Below are 20,437 nucleotides of genomic sequence, written 5' to 3' on the forward strand. Positions count from 1 at the left end.
TCAACGATTTTGTTCCGTAGTTGCCGTTTTTTCTTTAAATTCCATTATAAATTTCCACCAGATGATTGCAGGAATTTTAAAAGAAAAAAACGGCGAAACCCGGGTGTCCCTCACGCCTGAAATCGTGAAACAGCTGCAGCAGATGTCGGTAACCGTGTGGGTGGAGCAGGGTGCCGGCGCACAGGCCTTCTATAACGATGACGCCTATATGCAGGCGGGCGCGCAGATCAAAACTGCCGCTGACATTATTTCCCAATCAGACATCATTTTTACGTTGCAGCCACCTCCGCGGGAGCTGGCTGCGCAGATACCTGCCGGAAAGGTGATACTGGGCGTATTACAGCCGCTGTTCCGTCCGGAAGAGGTGGCGTTCTGGGCATCTCAACAGATCACTGCGCTCAGCCTCGACGCCATTCCCCGCACCACCAGGGCGCAGGTGATGGACGTGCTCAGCTCCCAGGCCAATATTGCCGGGTATAAAGCGGTATTGCTGGCAGCGTATACCTATTCCCGTTATTTCCCCATGTTTATGACGGCCGCAGGCAGTATTGCACCGGCCAAAGTGCTGATACTGGGCGCCGGTGTGGCCGGTCTCCAGGCCATTGCCACCGCCAGAAGGCTGGGGGCGGTGGTAGAAGTGTTTGATACCCGCCCGGCCGTGAAGGAAGAGGTGATGAGCCTCGGCGCCCGCTTCGTGGAAGTGGACGGCGCCGCAGACGCCTCCGCTGCCGGTGGTTATGCGGTAGAACAAAGCGAGGATTATCAACAGAAACAACAGGCTAAAATAGCCGAAAGCATTGCCAAGGCAGATATTGTGATCACCACCGCCCAGATACCTGGCAAAAAAGCGCCGGTACTGGTCACTCAACCTATGCTGGACCAGATGCGCAGCGGGGCTGTTATCGTAGACATGGCCGCCGCCACCGGTGGTAACACCGCCCTCACCAGGAACAATGAAACGGTACACTATCAGGGTGTCACCATCATCGGAGATTCCAACCTTGCCGCCTCCATGCCGGCAGATGCCAGCAAATTATACGCTAAAAACGTCTTTAACTTTCTGAAGCTCATATTGACCAAAGAGGGAAACCTGCAGTTGAATTTCGAGGATGACATCGTGCGGGGCGCCTGCATCACCCACAATGGTGAGATCGTTCACGAGCGCCTGAAAAGCGCAAAACCGGCCACCAGCAGCGTACAAGGCTGATGGCGGGGACCGTACCGACTAATCAAATACCGCAAGCATGGAACATATTCTATCTTTTTTTCAACAACATATAGAGCTGATCTATATCGTGATCCTCTCCATTTTCCTTGGCGTGGAGGTGATTTCACGGGTGCCGTCTGTATTGCACACGCCGCTGATGAGCGGCGCCAACGCAATTCATGGCGTGGTGATCATTGGAGCGATCATCGTCATGGGACAGGCAGAGAAAGATAACTACCTCGCGCTGATACTCGGCTTCCTGGCGGTAATTCTCGGTACGGTCAATGTAGTGGGCGGTTTTGTGGTAACAGACCGTATGCTGGAGATGTTCAAAAAGAAAAAGAAATAATGGTTTAAAGCGCAATGTTTATGGGACTCAGTGTACTATCCATCATCTACCTGATCGGCTCTGTTACGTTTATCCTTGGCCTGAAAATGCTCAGCAAACCGGATACCGCCCGCAAGGGCAATCTGGTGGCGGCAGCCGGTATGGCGCTCGCTATTGTGGGCACTATCTTCCTCTATAAATCTGAAGGGAAACACCTGCATAATTACGGCTGGATAGCGGCCGGTCTCCTGATAGGCACCGTTATCGGTGTGATGGCCGCCAAAAAAGTGAAGATGACGGCCATGCCCGAAATGGTGAGCATGTTCAACGGTATGGGAGGCGCCTGCGCGGCCCTGATATCCATTGTGGAGTTTGATCATCTGTTGCATCCCGATTTTACGGTAAATGTGGACATCTCTGGCGACGGCGATGCCCTGGGACGCGCGATAGGTGAGATATGGGCGGCAGCTTCACGGGCAATGGACCACGATTTACGCGGGCATCTGCTGATCATTCTGCTCGGCCTCATCATTGGCGCCGTTTCTTTTGCCGGCAGCGTAATAGCCTGGGGAAAACTGAACGGCCGTATCAAGGATTTTGCTTTTAAAGGGCAGCATATCGTGAACCTCGTGGTGATGGCCGTGGTGCTGCTGGGCGCCGTGGTGTTGATCTGGACTGTCAACGGACGCGTGGAAGCGGCGGCAGAACATTCCCTGCTCAGTTTTCAGTTGTTGTTTTACCTGGTGCTGGCCTGTGCGCTCATATACGGTATCCTCTTCGTATTGCCGATAGGCGGTGCCGACATGCCGGTGGTAATATCACTGCTCAATTCCTTTACGGGCGTAGCTGCCGCGTGCGGCGGTTTCCTTTACAACAATCCGGTGATGCTCACCGGTGGCATCCTGGTGGGATCTGCGGGCACTATCCTGACCATTCTTATGTGCCAGGCGATGAACCGCTCCCTGAAAAATGTGCTGATCGGTTCTTTTGGCGGCGGTGCCGCCGCTGCGGCGGCAGGTGGCGGGGAACAGGGCAGCTACAAGGAAATCAGCCTGTCGGATGCGGCCGTGGTAATGGCTTATGCCAGCAAAGTGATGATCGTACCAGGTTACGGCCTGGCTGTGGCACAGGCGCAACATGCCTGTCATGAACTGGAAAAACTGCTGGAAGATAAAGGGGTGGAAGTGAAATATGCGATCCATCCGGTGGCGGGACGTATGCCCGGTCATATGAACGTGTTGCTGGCGGAGGCGGACGTGCCCTACGAGAAACTGCTGGAGATGGAAGACGCCAACGCGGAAATGCCTACTACTGATGCTGTTCTGGTACTGGGGGCCAATGATGTGGTGAACCCCGCCGCTAAAAGCGATCCTGCCAGTCCCATTTACGGAATGCCTATTCTGGAAGTGGAAAATGCCAAACTGGTGATCGTGAATAAACGTAGTATGAAGCCTGGTTACGCGGGCATCGAAAATGAGTTGTTTTTTCAACCAAAAACATCCATGCTGTTTGGTGATGCCAAGCAGGTATTGCAGCAGCTGGTGGCAGAAATCAAACAAGTGTAAATTACAAATTACGAATTACGAATTACGAATTGAGAGCTGTTTTATACACCGGTTACTAAGTAACTTTTTAAAAGAGGGTCCTCAATTTGTAATTCGTAATTCGTAATTCGTAATTTCGCGGAAAAAGAGCATTGTCCAATCATTTACCCGCAGCACTGATCGCTTCTCTGGAAGGCCTTCCCGGTTTTGACCGGGCGCCGTTTGAGCAGGTGCATGCCGCAGCAGAAAAAATCACTTCCCTGAGATTTAATCCACTGAAAGTACGTACTGCGGAAACGCAGGAAAATATCCTGTCTGCCTTGTCAGCCAGCGATGCTGTGCAGATACCCTGGAGTTCTGCCGGGTATTACCTGTCACAGCGGCCTTCCTTTACGTTCGATCCTTACTTTCATGCCGGCGCGTATTATGTGCAGGAAGCCTCTTCCATGTTCCTCGAACATGCGGTGCGGACAACAGTTGACCTCAGCCGCCCACTGAAGGTGCTGGACCTCTGTGCGGCGCCGGGCGGTAAATCTACCTTGCTGCAATCGTTGCTCAATGAACAAAGCATGCTGGTGGCCAATGAGGTGATCAAGCCAAGAGCGGCTTTGCTGGCGGATAACCTCAGCAAGTGGGGAGCGGCCAATGTGGTGGTGAGCAATAACGACCCGCGCGATTTCAGCCGGCTGCCGGGGTATTTTGATCTGATCGTGATTGATGCGCCCTGTTCCGGTTCCGGCCTTTTCCGCCGCGACCCTGAACTGATACCTGAATGGTCCCCTGAAAATGTGGAGCTATGCAGCCAGCGCCAGCAGCGGATTCTGGCCGATGTGTTGCCTGCACTGAAGGAAGATGGTATACTCATCTATTCGACCTGTTCTTTCTCAAAAGAAGAAGATGAAGTAATACTGGACTGGCTGGCCGATCATTTTGAATTGGAAAATATTGCGCTGAACGTACCGTCAGCATGGCAGATAGTACCAACGGTAACGGATAAACGAAATTGTACCGGTTACCGTTTTTATCCCAACCGGCTGAAAGGCGAAGGCTTTTTTATCAGCTGTTTCCGCAAGCGGGACATGGCGCACACGGCAAAACGCAAAGAGACGAAACAGGGCGTTGTCAGTGCAAAGGAACGGGAGTTGTTATCTTCCTGGATACAGTTGCCCGACGGGTATAGTTACCTGCCCCATCAGGATGAAATGTTGATTTTGTCGCCCCTGGTGGCAACAGAAATCGCATTCTTGCAACAACAGTTGTATATTCGCAAAGCGGGCGTTAAAGCCGGTCAGCCGGGAAAGAAGGAATTGATCCCGGACCACCAGCTGGCCATGAGCCCCATGGTAGCGGCGGAAGTACCGGTGGTGGACCTGGAACTGAAAGCGGCGTTGCAATACCTCCGCAAGGAAGACCCGGGCATCGATACGCCTGTCAGAGGCTGGGCGTTGATGCGCTACGGTCAGATGCCCCTGGGATGGGCCAAAATACTGCCCAACCGCATAAATAATTATTATCCTAAAGAACTCCGTATTTTGAAAGATATCAGCGGGCTGTAAAAAATGCCCGCGCTATTTGTTCCCGCTGTTACATATTTGTGAAATAGGCTGCCAACAAGTGTTTGCCGGTGTGTTGCGATTAACCCCGCCACATCATGGCAAACAACAAAAAGCATATTTTTTCGTTTGTTTTATTAAATATTTTTGTCAATTTTATCGCATATATTCGTTGCCCGAAAGAGGACGGTCATTCAATCATAAAAAGAGTTAGTATGGTAAAATCGATTCTATCAATTGCCTTGTTTGGTTTAAGTGCAGGAGTGGTAAAAGCGCAGGACACACTGCTGGTACAGGGTACCACACCGGCTCTTTACATCTCTCACGTTGTTAAAAAAGGAGAGAACTTCTATAGCCTCAGCCGTGCTTATGGCGTGCCCCCCAAAGAAATTGCTGCCGCCAACAAGATAACGATGGATCAGGGTTTGCAGTTAGGACATCTGCTGCATATCCCGCTGACAGCTTCCAATTTCTCCCAGAAAGCGGATGCCAGCGGAACACCGGTGTATCACAAGGTGACCGATAAGGAAACTTTATACCGCGTGAGTGTTAACCACAACAAAGTACCCCTGGACAACATCCGCCAATGGAACAACTTCCAGGGCGATGGACTGAAAAAAGACGGTTACATCATTGTCGGCTACCTGAAAGGCGGTAACGGCGCTGTGGCCTCCGCACCGGCACCGGCACCACGCAAGGAAGTGGTGAAAAACGAACCGAAGGAACAGACACCTCCGGCAGAACCTGTAACACCGCCTGCTACAGAAGCTCCCCGCAAAGAAGTGAAGAAAGAACCCGAAGCACGCCCGGTAACAGACGCGCCGGAAACAACAACACCTGCGCCTGCCCCTAAAACGGCAGCACCGGTGGTAGCTAACGGCGACTTCGAAAAACTGTATGAGCAACAGACCAACGGCGGTAAAAAAGCCACAACAGAGAAAGGCCCCGGCACCTGGTTTAAAAGCAACGCGGTAGGTAAATACTACGCGCTGCATAACACCGCGGCCCGCGGCACTATTATCAAAGTGACCAATCCGCTGAACGGTAAAGCGATCTATGCAAAGGTGCTGGACGTGATCCCGCAAATGAAATCCAACGCCGGCCTCATCGTGAAACTGAGCGATGGCGCTATGCAGGCACTGGGCACTACGGACGCCCGTTTCTATTGTGAACTGAGCTATGATAATTAATCACCGGACAACACCGGACATAAACGAAAAGAGCGGGATATTATATCCCGCTCTTTTCGTTTATGTCATGTATGTAAGGGCGTCAAAACCGGTACCCCCGCAGGAAAGCGGAGATATCCATGCGTTTCTTGCCTTCCAGCTGCACTTCATCGAGATAGAGGTATCCGTCCGGCGCCGCGATCCGCACATATGTTTTCTGGTCTGTGTCGAATTCACCGGGAGCAACGGACGGTTTTCCCGCTTCTTTGTGCGCCTTGTATATCTTCATGCTTTTATCCTGGATGGTGGTCCATGCGGCAGGATAGGGACTGAGGCCCCTCACAAGATTGTATATTTTATCCAGCGGGTCCTGCCAGTTGATCTGGCACGTTTCCTTGAATATTTTAGGCGCGTGTTTGATATCAGCGGCCGCGATGTTGGCCTGCGGCGTTTCCTTGGCGGTACCGGCGGCAATGGACTGCACTGTTTTCAGCAGCAGGCGGGCACCGGTATGCATCAGTTCATCATGCAGCTCTCCGGCTGTTTCATCATCGCGGATCACTACCTTGTCTGCCAGTAAAATATCACCGGTATCAATTTCATGTTGCAGTTTGAAGGTGGTCACGCCGGATTCTTTTTCTCCGTTGATGATCGCCCAGTTGATAGGTGCGGCGCCGCGGTAGTTGGGCAGCAGCGAAGCATGCACATTGATAGTGCCTTCAGGCGGCATGTTCCAGACAATTTCCGGCAGCATACGGAAGGCCACCACCACCTGGAGGTCCGCTTTGAGGGCCGTCAGTTGGGCAATGAACTCCGGGTTTTTCAGTTTCTCCGGTTGCAATACGGGCAACCCTTTGCTGACAGCATATTTTTTAACGGCGCTTTCCTGCATCTGCAGGCCTCTGCCGGCTGGCTTGTCGGGCGCTGTGATCACTCCAACGATATTAAATCCATTCTCTACCAGTATATCGAGGGATGCTACTGCAAAATCAGGCGTCCCCATAAAAACGATGCGAAGCTGTTTGTCCATATGACGCAAAAGTAAATGAATTATTCCTCGTACAGCAGGTATTTTGCGCGTATGGCTTTGAACTGCCGCAGTCCGGGTTCCCAGCTCCTGCGGATGTCGGCTTCTGATACGCCGCTTTTGATCTGCTGTTGTAATTGTGCATTGCCCGCCAGTTTATTGAAGAAGGCATTGAAGAATTTATCTTTCTGAGGATACAGCGCATATGCCTGTAACAGCCATTTGAGCGCTATTTTACGGCCTTTCGCAGGAGATGCTTCCGGTGACCTGCTCAGGTCAAATCCGTAGCACAGCTGGTCCTTCAGCGGTGGATTTTTGGCGCCTGCCACACTGCGGGGCGTAAAGGAAAATCCTTTCTTTGGGAACAGGGGTGAGCCAAACAGCTGGAAAGGCTTGTCTGTGCCACGTCCCAGGCTGATGGGCGTGCCTTCAAAGAAACAGAGCGAAGTGTACAGGTTCACAGCGGCCATATCAGGCAGATTGGGGGAAGGTGCTACCGGCAGACTGTAATACGTGTGATGGGTGTAATTTTCGCAGGGGACGACGGTCAGTTTGCATTTAACGCCTTTGCTCAGCCAGCCTTCGCCATTAAGCATTTGAGCGTATTCGCCTACGGTCATGCCGTGTACGATTGGAATGGGCTGCATGCCTACAAAAGAGCGGAAGGCGGTGTCCAGTACAGGTCCGTCTACATAATCGCCATTGGGGTTAGGCCTGTCCAGCACAATGATGGGTTTGTTGTTTTCTGCGGCAGATTCCATCAGTTCCTGCAGGGAAGAGATGTACGTATAAAAGCGGGCGCCTACGTCCTGCACGTCGAAGATGAGCACGTCCACGTCCTGCAAATCCGCAGCAGTGGCTTTACGGTGCTGGCCATATAGTGATACGACCGGCAGCCCGGTGTTTTTATCGGTGCTGTTGCCTACTTTTTCGCCGGCATCGGCTTGTCCGCGGAAACCGTGTTCTGGACTGAAGATTTTAGAGATATGCACCTGCAGTTTCAGCAGGGTGTCTACCAGGTGTGTAGTGCCAATAGTGGCGGTCTGGTTCACCAGCAGGGCCACCCGTTTGTTTTTCAGCAGTGGCAGGTACTGGTTGGTTTGTGCGGCTCCCGGTATAACATGGGAGGCATACTGTGCCTGCGCAGATGTCAGCAGGCCGCATAAAAGCGTGCAGATGATTAATAGACGGTTCATGGCCTTAATATACGGCAAAACCCTTATGGCAGTGAGAAAAATTGATGAGATATGGTCTGTTTTAGTATCTTGCGGCTATTATTCACTATAAACAACTAATTTATGCAAGCTGTTAAAAACGGGGATACTGTGAAGGTGCACTATCAGGGCCGTTTGACTGACGGGACCATGTTTGATTCCTCAGAGGGCAGAGCTCCGCTGGAATTCAAAGTAGGCGCCCACATGGTGATCAAAGGCTTTGAGAATGGTGTACTGGATATGACGCCGGGAGAGAAGAAAACCATCCATATCCCTGTTGATCAGGCATATGGTCCGAAGAATGATGAAATGATCATGGAATTCCCTAAAGCAAATATTCCTCCTGATCTGAACCCGGAAGTGGGCATGGAACTGCAGATGAGCAATCCTGAAGGCCATGTGTTCCAGGTGAGAGTAGCTGCTGTAGGTTCTGAATTTATCACCCTGGACGCTAACCATCCGCTGGCTGGTCAGGACCTGGTGTTTGATCTGGAACTCGTGGAAATCGTATAATATTTGGTTATTTGATCATTCAAATATTTCAATATTAAAATGATCAAATAACCAAATAACAATATTTTTAAGCCGGTACTTTAATAGGTATCGGCTTTTTATTTTCATCGATCGCTACAAAGGTGAAAGTGCCGCAGATAGCATGTTCCCGGTGATCGAGGTACATTTGCTCCACATAGATGTCCACCCTTACTTTCAGGCTGGTGTTGCCCACATGAATGACAGTGCCTACCAATTCAATGATGGTGCCATGCGGAATAGGTTTTTTGAAATCGATCCTGTCTGATGATACGGTGACGGTGCGCATTTTTGTAAAACGGGTAGCGGTGATAAAGGCCACTTCGTCCATAAGATGCATGGCGGTGCCGCCGAAAAGCGTGTCGTAATGGTTTACCGTGTTAGGAAATACCGCTTTGAAAATGCGTGTAACGGATTTCTCGATCTGTTCTTCGTATGCCATGTTATGATTTATAGTGGAGCGTCAGGCTGCTCTTGCATGACAGCCTTCAGCTCGCGTAAACAATTTTCGCAGAGGCAGCCCTGGTATTTTTCGCTTATCCTGAAACGTTCTTCCAATGTGAGCGGTACATCGCTGCACTGGCAGCGGTGAATACTGTTGACCCGGCATTCAAAAGCCCGGTTGCAGCGAGGGCAGGGGACAATTTCATGTTTCAGCATGTACCAAATGTACGAAATGCTGAAGGAATGAAATCACGCCAGTTGTTTCCTCACTTCACGGGCTGCCTGCACCATATTCCGCAATGACATTTCCGTTTCGGGCCATTTCCTGGTTTTAAGGCCACAGTCGGGGTTTACCCAGAGGTTGCGCACCGGTAGCAGTGTGGCTGCCCTGTGCAGCAGTTTGCCCATCTCTGCTACGCCCGGCACACGGGGGGAGTGGATATCGTATACGCCCGGACCGGTTTCATTCGGATAGCTGAAGCGCGCAAAGGCTTCCAGCAGCTCCATCTGAGAGCGCGATGTTTCCATGGTGATCACGTCCGCGTCCATTGCGGCAATATGCGCAATAATATCATTGAACTCTGCATAACACATATGCGTGTGTATCTGTGTGGTGTCCTGCACGGGTGCTACCGACAGGCGGAAGGCGTCGACGGCCTGCCGGAGATACGCGTCCTGCTTGCTTTTACGCAGGGGCAGTCCTTCGCGCAGCGCCGGTTCATCTACCTGGATAACTGTAATACCGGCATCTTCCAGGTCTTTCACTTCGTCGCGGATAGCCAGCGCTATCTGAAACGCTGTATCCATGCGTGGTTGGTCGTTTCTTACAAAAGACCATTGTAAAATGGTGATCGGGCCGGTGAGCATTCCTTTGACCGGCTTGTGGGTAAGCGACTGTGCAAACTGGCTCCAGGCAACGGTCATAGGCTGCGGACGCCATACGTCGCCATAGATGACCGGCGGCTTCACGCAACGGGAGCCATAACTCTGCACCCATCCGTTTTGGGTGAAAGCAAAACCTTCCAGTTGCTCCCCGAAATATTCCACCATGTCATTGCGCTCAAACTCGCCATGCACCAGCACATCGAGGCCGAGTGATTCCTGCCAGGAGATAGCCTCGCGGATAGCGGCGCTGATATCCTGATCGTACTGTGCTGCTGTGATATGGCCTTTTTTGAGATTGGAACGCAACTGCCGTATTTCCACTGTCTGTGGAAAGGAGCCGATGGTAGTGGTAGGCAGTAACGGTAGCTGCAGTTTGGCCTGCTGCAGCGGCTGACGTTCGGCAAATTCATGTTGCCGCGAAAAGTCGTCAGCTGTAATACTTGCCAGTCTTGCTTTTACGGCCGGCACATGAATGCCCGGCGCGGTTTTGCGTTGTTCCATCACCTGTTGGTTGATGGTCAGCAACCTGGTGTCTCCGGCAAGGATTTGTTTCAGGGAGATGACTTCTTCCACTTTCTGTTTTGCAAAAGCCATCCATTGTTTGATGTCGGTATTCAGGGTTGTTTCATCGTTGAGGTTGTAAGGCACATGCAGCAGCGAGCAGGAAGTGCCCAGCATCAGGCGTTCCCGGCCAATGGCCTGTACGGCCTGGTTGATGAGCGACAGCGATGCGGTATAATCGTTTTTCCAGATGTTGCGGCCGTCCACTACGCCGAGTGATAACTGCATGTTTTCAGGAAGGGCCCGGAGAACAGCGTCCAGCTGCTCTGGTGCGCGAACGAGGTCAATATGCAATGCGTTCACCGGCAGCTGCAAAGCCAGGTCCGTATTGTCTTCCAGCGCACCGAAGTAGGTGGTGAGCAGCAGTTTCAGATCAGGGAATGCCTCACGGATAGCGGTATACGCCAGTTGATACAGTATTTTATCGGCGGGTTCCAGGTCGGTGACCAGGCTGGGCTCGTCCAGCTGTATCCAGTCGGCGCCGGCGTCGCGGAGCGCGGCCAGCAGTTCCAGGTAGGCGGGCAACAGCTGTTGTAACAAGGCGGCCCGTGTTACGCCGGCTGTCTTTATTTTGCCGCAAAGAATATAGGTGACAGGCCCTATCAGTACGGGCTTGGTGCGGATACCCTGTTGCAGCGCCTCGGTGAATTCATGGACGGCCTTGCGTGACTGCAGGCTGTAAGTCTGGCTGGCATCAAATTCGGGCACCAGGTAGTGATAGTTGGTGTCGAACCACTTGGTCATTTCCACGGCGGTGAGATCGAAGCCATTTTTCTGGTAACCCCTGGCCATGGCGAAGTACAGTTCCAGGCAGTTGGGATTAGCAAAAGAGCGGCGCAGCTCCTGGAAACGCTCTGGTATTACGCCCAGGGCTATGCTCATATCGAGCATCTGGTCGTAAAAAGAGAAATCGTTGGATGGGATCAGATCTATGCCAGACTGGTGAAGGGTTTCCCAGTGTTCTTTTCGTAGAAGCCTGGCCGTTAGTTCCAGTTTCTCCAGGGAAATTTTACCTGCCCAGTAGTTTTCACAGGCTTTCTTCAGTTCTCGCTGGCTGCCTATTCTCGGGTAGCCTGGAATATTGGTAATCATATACAGGATGGTTTTTTATTCCCGACAAACCTATCATTATTGTATGTTTGTTTTATTAAAAATGAAAAAATTGGTGTTTTGTATAAGAGTTTTATCTTTTTGTAGAATATTTTACTAAATCAACTATTGTGAGAGATGGTAAAACAGAAAATTTTACGGCAAAAGGGGGCACCGGTTTTTTCCTTACGTTTGCAATATGTTTACAAATTATTCATACACTGTTGATACGCGCTTTATTCGTTACGCGCAGATAGATACACAATCCGATCCGCAAAGCACGAGCTTTCCAACCACTGAAAAGCAGAAAGACCTGTCCCGCCTGCTGGTAAAGGAATTACACGAGATGGGCGTCACAGATGCAGAACTGGACGAACATGGTTACGTATATGCCACTATTCCCGCCAATACCGACAAACAGGTGCCGGTCATCTGTTTCTGTTCCCATGTGGACACGTCTTCCGACAGTAGCGGCACGGGCGTAAAACCTATCGTGCACCGTGCTTATGATGGGGGAGATATTGTATTGCCTGATGACAGCAGCGTGGTGATCAGCCCCCGTGAACACCCTTATCTGGCCTCCAAAAAAGGAGACGATATCATCACAGCCAGCGGCACCACTTTGCTGGGCGCTGATGACAAAGCCGGTGTAGCGGAGATCATGGACGCGGCCCATTTCCTGATGACACATCCGGAAGTGAAACACGGCGCTATCCGTATCCTCTTCACGCCCGACGAAGAAGTAGGCCGTGGCGTGGAAAAAGTGGACATGAAAAAACTCGCTGCTCAATTTGGTTATACCATGGACGGCGGTGAACTGGGCTCACTGGAAGATGAGAACTTCTCTGCCGATGGCGCACGTATCACGGTATATGGCGTAAGTGCCCATCCCGGTTCAGCGAAAGATAAACTGGTGAGCGCTATCAAGATTGCCGGTGAAATCGTGGATGCCCTGCCGAAAGACGGTCTTTCTCCCGAAACAACAGAAGAAAGGGAAGGGTTCATTCATCCGGTACGTATAAGCGGTACCGTAGAGAAGACAGAAATTGATTTTATTATCCGTGACTTCGTAACCTCCAACCTGGAATTACACGAGGCTTTCCTGCGCCGCCAGATGGAAAAAGTGCTGGAGCGTTATCCCAATGCTACCGCCAGGCTGAAAGTCACTGAACAATACCGCAATATGAAAGAGGTGCTGGACCTGCATCCGGAGGTAACGGCCCATGCGGCGGAAGCTATCCGCCGCGCCGGCGTACAGCCGTTGAAGATGAGCATCCGTGGCGGCACCGATGGTTCCCGCCTGTCTTTCATGGGACTGCCCTGTCCTAATATTTTTACCGGCGAGATGGCCCTCCACAGCAAACAGGAGTATGTCAGCATCCAGGACATGCAGAAAGCAGTGCAGACAATTGTATATCTGGCACAAGTTTGGGAGGAAAAGGCCTGATCAATTACAAATAACAGGTTACGAATGATGCATGACAAAGTCTCCGTTTGTCATTCGTAATTCTTAATTCGTAATTATTTTACTATTTTAACCGTTAATAGAAGAAAATCCACATGATACTAGGGCTCATCACATTATTGCAGGATACATTGCTTTCGAAGGCCGATTCGTTGGCACAGGCCACCAATGCAGCTGCGGCGCCGGCACCACAGATACATCTGATAGATATGCTCATGAAAGGGGGCGTACTCATGATCCCGCTGGGTATTCTCTCCGTCATTGCCGTATTTGTGTTTGTGGAGCGGTATCTGACCATCGCAAAGGCTGGCCGCCTGGAAGATAACTTTATGCCGATGATCCGTGACCAGATCACCACCGGCAATATTATGGGCGCCCGTTCCCTCGCCAAAAACACGCAGGGGCCTATTGCGCGGATGATCGATAAAGGTCTTCAGCGTATCGGTAAGCCGATCGAGTCTATTGAGAAGTCTATGGAGAATGTGGGCAAACTGGAGATCTACCGGATGGAGAAAAACCTGGTGATCCTTTCCATCATCGCGGGTATTGCACCGATGTTCGGGTTTCTGGGCACCATCGCGGGTATGATCCAGACCTTTTTCAACATCTCCATCACCTCTGATATTACGCTGGGCACTATTGCGGGCGGTATTTATGTGAAGATGATCACGTCCGCTACGGGCCTGATTATCGGTATTGTGGCCTTTATCGGTTACAGTTTCCTGAATGCACAGATAGATAAGGTTGTTAACAAGATGGAAGCCTCTGCAGCGGAATTTACGGATATCCTGCAGGAACCTACCCGCTAAAAACCACGGCTCATGAATTTACGCAGGAGAAATAAGAAACACGTGGAAATGCACAACTCGGCGCTGAATGATATCCTTTTCATTCTGCTGTTGTTCTTCCTGATTGTTTCCACGCTGGCCAATCCCAACGTCATCAAGCTGATGTTGCCTAAAGCCCAGAGCAATACCAAAGCCAAACAAACGGTGGTGGTGAGCATCAACGAAAAACATGAGTTCTTCGTAGGCACCACCAAAGTGCCTTTTGAAGGCCTTAAACAAGCGCTGGCCCCGGCTGTCGCCAATGAAAAGGTAGATCCCACCATTGTGATCAATGCTGAAAAATCAGTGCCGATAGAAGATGTGGTGAACGTGATGGAGGTGGCCAAGCAGATAGGCGCAAAAGTGGTGCTGGCAACAGCTAAAAAATAATTACGAATTACGAATTACAAATTACGAATTGAGGGCTTTCTTATAGCGAGGTTACTTAAAATGACCTTTCCATAAGAAAGCCCTCAATTCGTAATTTGTAATTCGTAATTCGTAATTGCCTTTACCATTCTGTCTTTGCCGAACATGTCCTGCCGGAGCGTTACCTCCCTGAACCCCAGTGATTGCAGCAGTTGCACTACTTCCTGTCCCAGTGATTCATTGATCTCAAAGTAAAGCGCGCCGCCCGGGTTGAGCTTCTGCAGCGCGGTACGGGCGATATGCCGGTAAAACAGCAGCGCGTCATTGTCCGGCACAAAAAGCGCGATGGACGGTTCAAAGCCCCATACCTGTTGCTGCATGGTGGCCTGTTCGCTTTGTGTGATGTAGGGCGGATTGCTGACGATCACGTCGAAGGCCGGCAATGTGGCCATTTGCTGCTCATCGAGGGCGCTGAGGCAGGAGAATTCCACCTCCAGCCGCAGCCTGACAGCGTTTCCACGGGCAACGGCCAGGGCTTCTTCGCTGATGTCGATCGCGGATACCACAGCAGCGGGGATGTTCTGTTTTAATGCCAGCGGGATACAGCCGCTGCCGGTGCCGATGTCCAGCAGATGCGGGTGGGGATGCCCTGCCAGGTCCTGTATGATCCAGGCTACCAGTTCTTCTGTTTCTGGCCTCGGGATCAGCACGTGATGGTTGACAGCCAGCTCCATGCCGTAAAACCAGCCGGAACCGGTGACATATTGTACCGGCTCCATCCGTTGCAGGGCTTCTATGGCGCTTTTGAGCCGGGTATTCTGATCAGGCGTCAATAATTTGGCTTTATGCACAAGGCGGTCCAGTTTATTCATGCCCGTTATATGCTCCAGCACAATATGGGCTATATTGGCGGCTTCGCGCGCATCGTATAAATCGCCTATGGCACCTGTGATATAGGTAAAGGCTGTTTGTATTGTCAAATTTGATGATTTAAGAATCAGCCGGAAAATACAAACCAGGAGGTGATTGGCATTTTCCGTCGGCTAAAAACGTAATTTTGGCAAAAATATTACTTTAACAGGGTATCATGAATAGCACAGACCATGAAATTTTTATGAGGCGGTGCCTGGAGCTGGCCGCCATGGGTCGTGGCCATGCGGCGCCTAACCCGGTGGTAGGGGCGGTGCTGGTGCATCAGGGCCGTATCATCGGGGAAGGTTACCACCGGCAATATGGTCAGGCACATGCGGAAGTGAACTGTGTGAACAGCGTTACGGCAGAAGACAGGCCCCTCATTCAGCGGGCCACGATGTATGTAAGCCTTGAACCCTGTGCGCATCATGGTAAAACGCCGCCCTGCGCAGATCTGATCGTGTCAGAAAAAATCCCGGAAGTAGTGATCGGTTGTGTGGACACTTTCTCTGCGGTGGCCGGCAAAGGGATCGAAAAACTGAAAAAGGCAGGCATAAAAGTACATACCGGTGTGCTGGAAACAGCCTGCAGGGCTATCAACCGCCGCTTCTTTACGTTTCATGAGCAGCAACGGCCCTATATCATCCTGAAATGGGCGCAGAGCCGCAATGGCTTTATGGCCGGTCCCGACGGCGCGCCGGTGCGTATCTCCAACCACTGGAGCGACCGCCTGGTACATCGCTGGCGCAGTGAGGAGATGGCTATTCTGGTAGGCACCCGCACGGCCATCCTCGATAACCCTCAACTGAATACGCGGCTGTGGCCCGGTAAGGACCCGGTGCGACTGGTCATCGACAGAACGCTGGCGGTTCCCCGAACACATCACCTGTGGGATGGCAGTATTCCTACCATCTTTATCACGGCGGAAAAAACAACGGATGAAAAAGCAGACCTGCTGACACTCGATTTTACGGCGCCATTACTGCCACAACTCATGCAACACCTCCACCAGCGCCAGATACAGAGCGTATTGGTGGAAGGCGGCCCTTACGTGTTGCAACGTTTCCTGGAAACAGACCTTTGGGACGAAGCGCGCGTTATAACGGGAACGAATACACTGTCTGATGGACTGCCGGCGCCGGTACTAAGACAGGCTGCGGTGGAAGAGACTTTACACCTGGAAGGTGACCGTATCGACATTTACCGTCGTGGTTAAAAAAGAATATTCTGGTTTTTCTAAAATATATAGATGGAGGTTTATTTTACGATTGATAAAACCGCTGTTGCTGAATTCAAGGACAGGGGCAGCAAATTTCTGGCTTATGTGTTTCCCGTGAAGACCCCTGAAGCGGTGAAGGATTGTCTGATGGAAGTGAAAAAAGAGCATCCCAAAGCCACCCACCATTGTTATGCTTACCGCTTAGGTACGGACGGACTTCAGTTTCGTGCCAATGATGACGGAGAACCTTCCGGTTCTGCGGGCAAACCTATCCTCGGGCAGATAGACAGTAAACAGTTGACGGATGTGCTGATCGTGGTGGTGCGGTATTTTGGCGGTACCCTGCTGGGTGTTCCCGGGCTGATCAATGCCTATAAGATGAGTGCTGCCATGGTATTGCAGCTGGTGCCGGCGGTCCAGAAGAACATAGAATCAAAATATCATCTCACTTTCGACTACACCATCATGAATGACGTGATGATCGTTGTGAAACAAAATAATTGCACCGTGCTGGCGCAGGAACTGCAGCTCTTTTGTACTATGGACATAGGAGTGCCCCGGGCGAACGAAGAGTTGTGCCTTTTACGCCTTCGCGACATTCACGGACTGGAGATAAAGACGTTGAAATAGCGGCAGCATGTTTCCCTGTCAGATGAAAATCGGCAAACAGTTCAAAACAGAGATAAGGCGATTGGGAGGCTTCCGGGGTGTCCAATTTAACGCATGCTCTTTTTAATAACAGCACGGTGGCCACGGCGGCCGCTGCAATTAAGAAGAATCGATAACGTTTCAACATAGTTGTAATATTAGGGTGATAACGAGGGACGATAAAAGAATATGCCAGAAATAGATTTGTTGAAAATGAATAAGTTATACAGCAGATAGGTCGATAAGATTGTCCGAACACGAAAGCCGAACGTCCAAAACCGGACAAAATCACGAAATCAATTACAAATTACGAATTAGGAATTACGAATGAAGGGCTTTCTTATAGAACGGTTAATTATTAACATTTCTATAAGAAAGCCCTTTATGTTTGTTGGGTTGTAACTCGGGAATTAAAACCGGGGACTAACCACAAGATCTTTGCTGCCAGGGGTGTATTTATAGAAACCTTCCCCGCTCTTTACGCCCAGGTATCCGGCGGTGACCATGTTCACCAGCAGGGGGCAGGGCGCATATTTCGGATTGCCAAAGCCATCATGTAACACATTGAGGATGGACAGGCATACGTCCAGCCCGATGAAGTCTGCCAGTTGCAGTGGTCCCATCGGATGGGCCATGCCGAGTTTCATCACTGTATCTATTTCTGCCACGCCGGCCACGCCTTCAAAAAGTGAATAGATGGCTTCATTGATCATGGGCATGAGGATACGGTTGGCGATGAAGCCGGGATAGTCGTTCACCACGCAGGGCACTTTGCCCAGCTTTTCGGAGAGGGCCACAATTTCCTGTGTGATGCTCTTATCTGTAGCATAGCCGTTGATGATCTCCACCAGTTTCATTACAGGCACCGGGTTCATAAAGTGCATGCCGATTACTTTTGCCGGCCGTTTGGTGGCGGCAGCAATTTTGGTGATGGAGATGGAAGAGGTATTGGTGGCCAGTATAGCGTCTGGGTGTGCATGCTCATCGAGTTCCTGGAATATTTTCAGTTTCAGCGCTACATTTTCAGTAGCCGCTTCCACTACGAGCGATACGTCTCTTACGCCATCAGGAATAGAAGTGAGAGGATTGATATTGGCGATCGTTTGTGCTTTCTGTACCTCGGAAACAGTGCCCTTGGACACTTGTCTGTCAAGGTTCTTGCTGATGGTCTGTATGGCCTTTTCGAGAGCTGCAGCTGATACATCTATCAGGTTTACCGCATAGCCATTCTGGGCAAATACGTGCGCTATACCATTGCCCATGGTGCCCGCGCCTATAACCGCTACTTTTTGCATGGAGATTATTTTGGTTCTGAATTATAGAGCAATATAAACAATTACGAATTACGGATGACGAAAGAAGGGCTGTCTTACAGAACGGCTACCAAATAACCTTTCCATAAAACAGCCCTTAATCTGTTATTCGTAATTAATAATCGTCTTTTCGTTTGAAATCACCCCGTTTCCAGGCCTGGATAAACTGTGCCCAGGCGAGAGGGTTGAAAATATTTTGTGGTGGTGGCTGGCCGGCGTAGTACAGGGATTGCGCCTGTTTGTTGAGGTACATGTTCGTGCCTTCTGCACCATCGACGGGCGTAAAGCGGGTCATGGCCCTGAGACGGGCGTTTTCCGTGTTTTTACGGGCTATTTCGTATGCATCGTCCGGGATGTCCATGCTGGCGAACGCTCTTTCAAACTCCTGCCGGTTGAGGTAGGGTTTGATGATGGTTACCGGAAGATAGGTAGTATCCTCCACCATCAGTTGTATGAGGGAGAAATTATTGCCTTTGAGTGTGGTTGGTATTTTATAGTCTTTCTTTTTGAAACCTACCGCGCTGAAAGTGAGGGTGTCACCTTTAAAAACCACGATAGAGAAGACGCCGGCGGAATTGGAAATGGTACCGCGGCCCTGGCCTCTGACGAGGACGCTGACGGCTGGTACGGCCCGCAGGCTGTCAGCAGTCATGGTGATCCCTGAAATTTGAATTACGCTGTCCCTGAAATCCGCAATTTGGGCTTTCAACAGGAAAGGAGATAAAAGGAACACCAGGATAAGTGACAGTATGTAGGATCTTTTGTGATGCATGCCGGCCCTAAGATATAGAAATTTAATTTACTTGTCTCCCTGCGACGGATGAACGCGAAGAAGAGTTTGTAAATTAACTTCCAATTGGGTTAACTTTGCAGGCAGGAATCGAATTTTAACAACAATTTATGATGACGAAAGAGCAGATTTTACAGGCCCTGAGCAACGTCGAAGAACCCGATCTGGGAAAGGATCTGGTGACGTTGAACATGGTAAAAGATATAGAGATAAACGGCAATAAGGTGAAGTTTACGGTAGTGCTGACAACACCGGCCTGCCCGTTGAAGGATCTTATCAGGAACGCATGTGTCAATGCCATTCATATGATGGTGAGCAAGGACGCGGAAGTGGAAGTGGTGATGACGGCCAATGTGAGCTCGCGCCGTACGGAAGGTAAAGGTGTACTGGCCGGCGTTAAAAATATTATTGTCGTGGCTTCCGGTAAAGGTGGCGTGGGCAAATCTACCGTGGCGGCCAATCTGGCGCTGGCACTGGGCCGTGATGGCGCCCGTGTGGGCCTGATGGACGCTGATATCTACGGACCGTCCGTTCCCATTATGTTTGGCCTCCGTGGCGAAAGACCGATGATGGTAGAGGTGGAAGGTAAAGGCATGATCCAGCCGATAGAGAAATTTGGCATTAAAGTGATGTCTATCGGCCTGCTGATCGATGAAAGACAGGCCGTGGTTTGGCGTGGCCCGATGGCCAGCAGCGCCCTCCGCCAGTTCCTCACCGATGTATACTGGGGCGAGCTGGACTATCTGGTGATCGATATGCCTCCCGGTACCGGTGATATCCACCTGACGCTGGTACAAACCGTACCGGTAACCGGCGCGGTGATGGTGACCACCCCGCAGGACGTGGCACTGGTAGATGTACAGAAAGGCATCGCCATGTTCAACGGCCAGCAGATTAATGTGCCTATCCTGGGACTGGTGGAAAATATGGCCTATTTCACACCGGCAGAGCTGCCGGAGAACAAATACTATATCTTCGGAAAAGAAGGTGGCAAAAAACTGGCGGAAGACCTGGAAATACCATTCCTGGGCCAGATCCCGCTGGTACAAAGCATCCGCGAAGGCGGCGACAGCGGTCAGCCCGCTATGGCCAGCGATGATAAAATTACCCGCAAAGCCTTCCTGGACGTGGCCGGCGCCGCTGCCAGAAGCATAGCCATGCGTAACGCTAATATTGCACCCACCAAAATTGTGGATGTGATCGTATAATACTTGTTCATTTAGATATTTGATTATTTAATTATTTTAAGGATTAAATAATCAAATAATTAGATGTCATACCTGACAGCGAAAATGAAGTGGTGTCGCCACGGCATTTTCGCTGTTTTTTTTGGAAAATCTTC

Annotated in this window: 20 protein-coding genes; 12 read left to right on the forward strand and 8 right to left on the reverse strand. The window is 50.8% G+C overall.

Annotated features, from left to right (window positions below; translation table 11 throughout):
* The first annotated feature begins 61 nt into the window (after nucleotides 1-61).
* From HGH92_RS17770 to HGH92_RS17790, 5 genes are all read left to right on the forward strand, one after another.
* Nucleotides 62-1,207: a Re/Si-specific NAD(P)(+) transhydrogenase subunit alpha gene (locus HGH92_RS17770; protein WP_168872108.1), complete on the forward strand. Its 1,146-nt coding sequence runs from the start codon at nucleotides 62-64 to the stop codon at nucleotides 1,205-1,207.
* A gap of 37 nt (nucleotides 1,208-1,244) precedes the next feature.
* Complete coding sequence (locus tag HGH92_RS17775) at nucleotides 1,245-1,556, forward strand: NAD(P) transhydrogenase subunit alpha (protein ID WP_168872109.1); 312 nt, start codon at nucleotides 1,245-1,247, stop codon at nucleotides 1,554-1,556.
* Between the two features lie 20 nt (nucleotides 1,557-1,576).
* A complete protein-coding gene (locus HGH92_RS17780) occupies nucleotides 1,577-3,100 on the forward strand; it encodes an NAD(P)(+) transhydrogenase (Re/Si-specific) subunit beta (RefSeq protein ID WP_168872110.1) in 1,524 nt (507 codons plus the stop codon).
* A gap of 131 nt (nucleotides 3,101-3,231) precedes the next feature.
* Complete coding sequence (locus HGH92_RS17785) at nucleotides 3,232-4,635, forward strand: methyltransferase RsmF C-terminal domain-like protein (RefSeq protein WP_168872111.1); 1,404 nt, start codon at nucleotides 3,232-3,234, stop codon at nucleotides 4,633-4,635.
* Nucleotides 4,636-4,847: 212 nt separating this feature from the next.
* Entirely contained in the window at nucleotides 4,848-5,822 is a 975-nt protein-coding gene (locus HGH92_RS17790; protein WP_168872112.1) for a LysM peptidoglycan-binding domain-containing protein, read from the forward strand.
* An 82-nt stretch (nucleotides 5,823-5,904) separates the two neighbouring features.
* Here HGH92_RS17790 and fmt read toward each other — a convergent pair whose 3' ends face one another.
* Nucleotides 5,905-6,831, reverse strand: a complete 927-nt coding sequence (gene fmt / locus HGH92_RS17795; protein WP_247654965.1) for a methionyl-tRNA formyltransferase — start codon at nucleotides 6,829-6,831, stop codon at nucleotides 5,905-5,907.
* A gap of 20 nt (nucleotides 6,832-6,851) precedes the next feature.
* Nucleotides 6,852-8,024, reverse strand: coding sequence for an exo-beta-N-acetylmuramidase NamZ domain-containing protein (locus tag HGH92_RS17800; RefSeq protein WP_168872113.1), 1,173 nt, complete (start codon nucleotides 8,022-8,024; stop codon nucleotides 6,852-6,854).
* 102 nt (nucleotides 8,025-8,126) lie between these two features.
* Between HGH92_RS17800 and HGH92_RS17805 the strand changes: the two genes are divergently transcribed.
* On the forward strand, nucleotides 8,127-8,555 hold the full coding sequence (locus HGH92_RS17805; RefSeq protein ID WP_168872114.1) for a peptidylprolyl isomerase: 429 nt from the start codon (nucleotides 8,127-8,129) through the stop codon (nucleotides 8,553-8,555).
* Nucleotides 8,556-8,622: 67 nt separating this feature from the next.
* Here HGH92_RS17805 and HGH92_RS17810 read toward each other — a convergent pair whose 3' ends face one another.
* From HGH92_RS17810 to metE, 3 genes are read right to left on the reverse strand one after another with little or no spacing between them, the layout of a single operon-like run.
* Nucleotides 8,623-9,015: an acyl-CoA thioesterase gene (locus HGH92_RS17810; protein WP_168872115.1), complete on the reverse strand. Its 393-nt coding sequence runs from the start codon at nucleotides 9,013-9,015 to the stop codon at nucleotides 8,623-8,625.
* A gap of 8 nt (nucleotides 9,016-9,023) precedes the next feature.
* Nucleotides 9,024-9,233, reverse strand: a complete 210-nt coding sequence (locus HGH92_RS17815) for a cysteine-rich CWC family protein (RefSeq protein WP_168872116.1) — start codon at nucleotides 9,231-9,233, stop codon at nucleotides 9,024-9,026.
* A 33-nt stretch (nucleotides 9,234-9,266) separates the two neighbouring features.
* Nucleotides 9,267-11,555, reverse strand: coding sequence for a 5-methyltetrahydropteroyltriglutamate--homocysteine S-methyltransferase (gene metE / locus HGH92_RS17820; RefSeq protein ID WP_168872117.1), 2,289 nt, complete (start codon nucleotides 11,553-11,555; stop codon nucleotides 9,267-9,269).
* 196 nt (nucleotides 11,556-11,751) lie between these two features.
* On the opposite strand from metE, the gene pepT reads away from it, so the two are divergent.
* The 3 genes from pepT (at nucleotide 11,752) to HGH92_RS17835 (ending at nucleotide 14,234) form a co-directional block, all read left to right on the forward strand.
* Complete coding sequence (gene pepT / locus HGH92_RS17825; protein WP_168872118.1) at nucleotides 11,752-12,999, forward strand: peptidase T; 1,248 nt, start codon at nucleotides 11,752-11,754, stop codon at nucleotides 12,997-12,999.
* Nucleotides 13,000-13,112: 113 nt separating this feature from the next.
* On the forward strand, nucleotides 13,113-13,826 hold the full coding sequence (locus tag HGH92_RS17830; RefSeq protein WP_168872119.1) for a MotA/TolQ/ExbB proton channel family protein: 714 nt from the start codon (nucleotides 13,113-13,115) through the stop codon (nucleotides 13,824-13,826).
* 12 nt (nucleotides 13,827-13,838) lie between these two features.
* Nucleotides 13,839-14,234, forward strand: coding sequence for an ExbD/TolR family protein (locus tag HGH92_RS17835; protein WP_168872120.1), 396 nt, complete (start codon nucleotides 13,839-13,841; stop codon nucleotides 14,232-14,234).
* 83 nt (nucleotides 14,235-14,317) lie between these two features.
* Here the strand turns inward: HGH92_RS17835 and prmC are convergent, their stop codons facing one another.
* Nucleotides 14,318-15,193, reverse strand: coding sequence for a peptide chain release factor N(5)-glutamine methyltransferase (gene prmC, locus HGH92_RS17840; RefSeq protein ID WP_168872121.1), 876 nt, complete (start codon nucleotides 15,191-15,193; stop codon nucleotides 14,318-14,320).
* Between the two features lie 107 nt (nucleotides 15,194-15,300).
* On the opposite strand from prmC, the gene ribD reads away from it, so the two are divergent.
* Nucleotides 15,301-16,341 (forward strand): bifunctional diaminohydroxyphosphoribosylaminopyrimidine deaminase/5-amino-6-(5-phosphoribosylamino)uracil reductase RibD, encoded by a 1,041-nt coding sequence (ribD, locus tag HGH92_RS17845; protein WP_168872122.1) that lies wholly within the window; start codon nucleotides 15,301-15,303, stop codon nucleotides 16,339-16,341.
* 33 nt (nucleotides 16,342-16,374) lie between these two features.
* Entirely contained in the window at nucleotides 16,375-16,974 is a 600-nt protein-coding gene (locus HGH92_RS17850; RefSeq protein WP_168872123.1) for an IMPACT family protein, read from the forward strand.
* 428 nt (nucleotides 16,975-17,402) lie between these two features.
* Here HGH92_RS17850 and HGH92_RS17855 read toward each other — a convergent pair whose 3' ends face one another.
* Together HGH92_RS17855 and HGH92_RS17860 are read right to left on the reverse strand one after the other, a co-directional pair.
* Nucleotides 17,403-18,293, reverse strand: coding sequence for a 3-hydroxyacyl-CoA dehydrogenase family protein (locus tag HGH92_RS17855; protein WP_410493979.1), 891 nt, complete (start codon nucleotides 18,291-18,293; stop codon nucleotides 17,403-17,405).
* A 127-nt stretch (nucleotides 18,294-18,420) separates the two neighbouring features.
* Nucleotides 18,421-19,077 (reverse strand): carboxypeptidase-like regulatory domain-containing protein, encoded by a 657-nt coding sequence (locus HGH92_RS17860; protein ID WP_168872125.1) that lies wholly within the window; start codon nucleotides 19,075-19,077, stop codon nucleotides 18,421-18,423.
* 128 nt (nucleotides 19,078-19,205) lie between these two features.
* On the opposite strand from HGH92_RS17860, the gene HGH92_RS17865 reads away from it, so the two are divergent.
* A complete protein-coding gene (locus tag HGH92_RS17865; RefSeq protein WP_168872126.1) occupies nucleotides 19,206-20,303 on the forward strand; it encodes an Mrp/NBP35 family ATP-binding protein in 1,098 nt (365 codons plus the stop codon).
* Nucleotides 20,304-20,437: the final 134 nt, after the last annotated feature.

It is taken from the genome of Chitinophaga varians (assembly GCF_012641275.1).
In the GTDB taxonomy this organism is placed as follows: Bacteria; Bacteroidota; Bacteroidia; order Chitinophagales; family Chitinophagaceae; genus Chitinophaga; species Chitinophaga varians_A.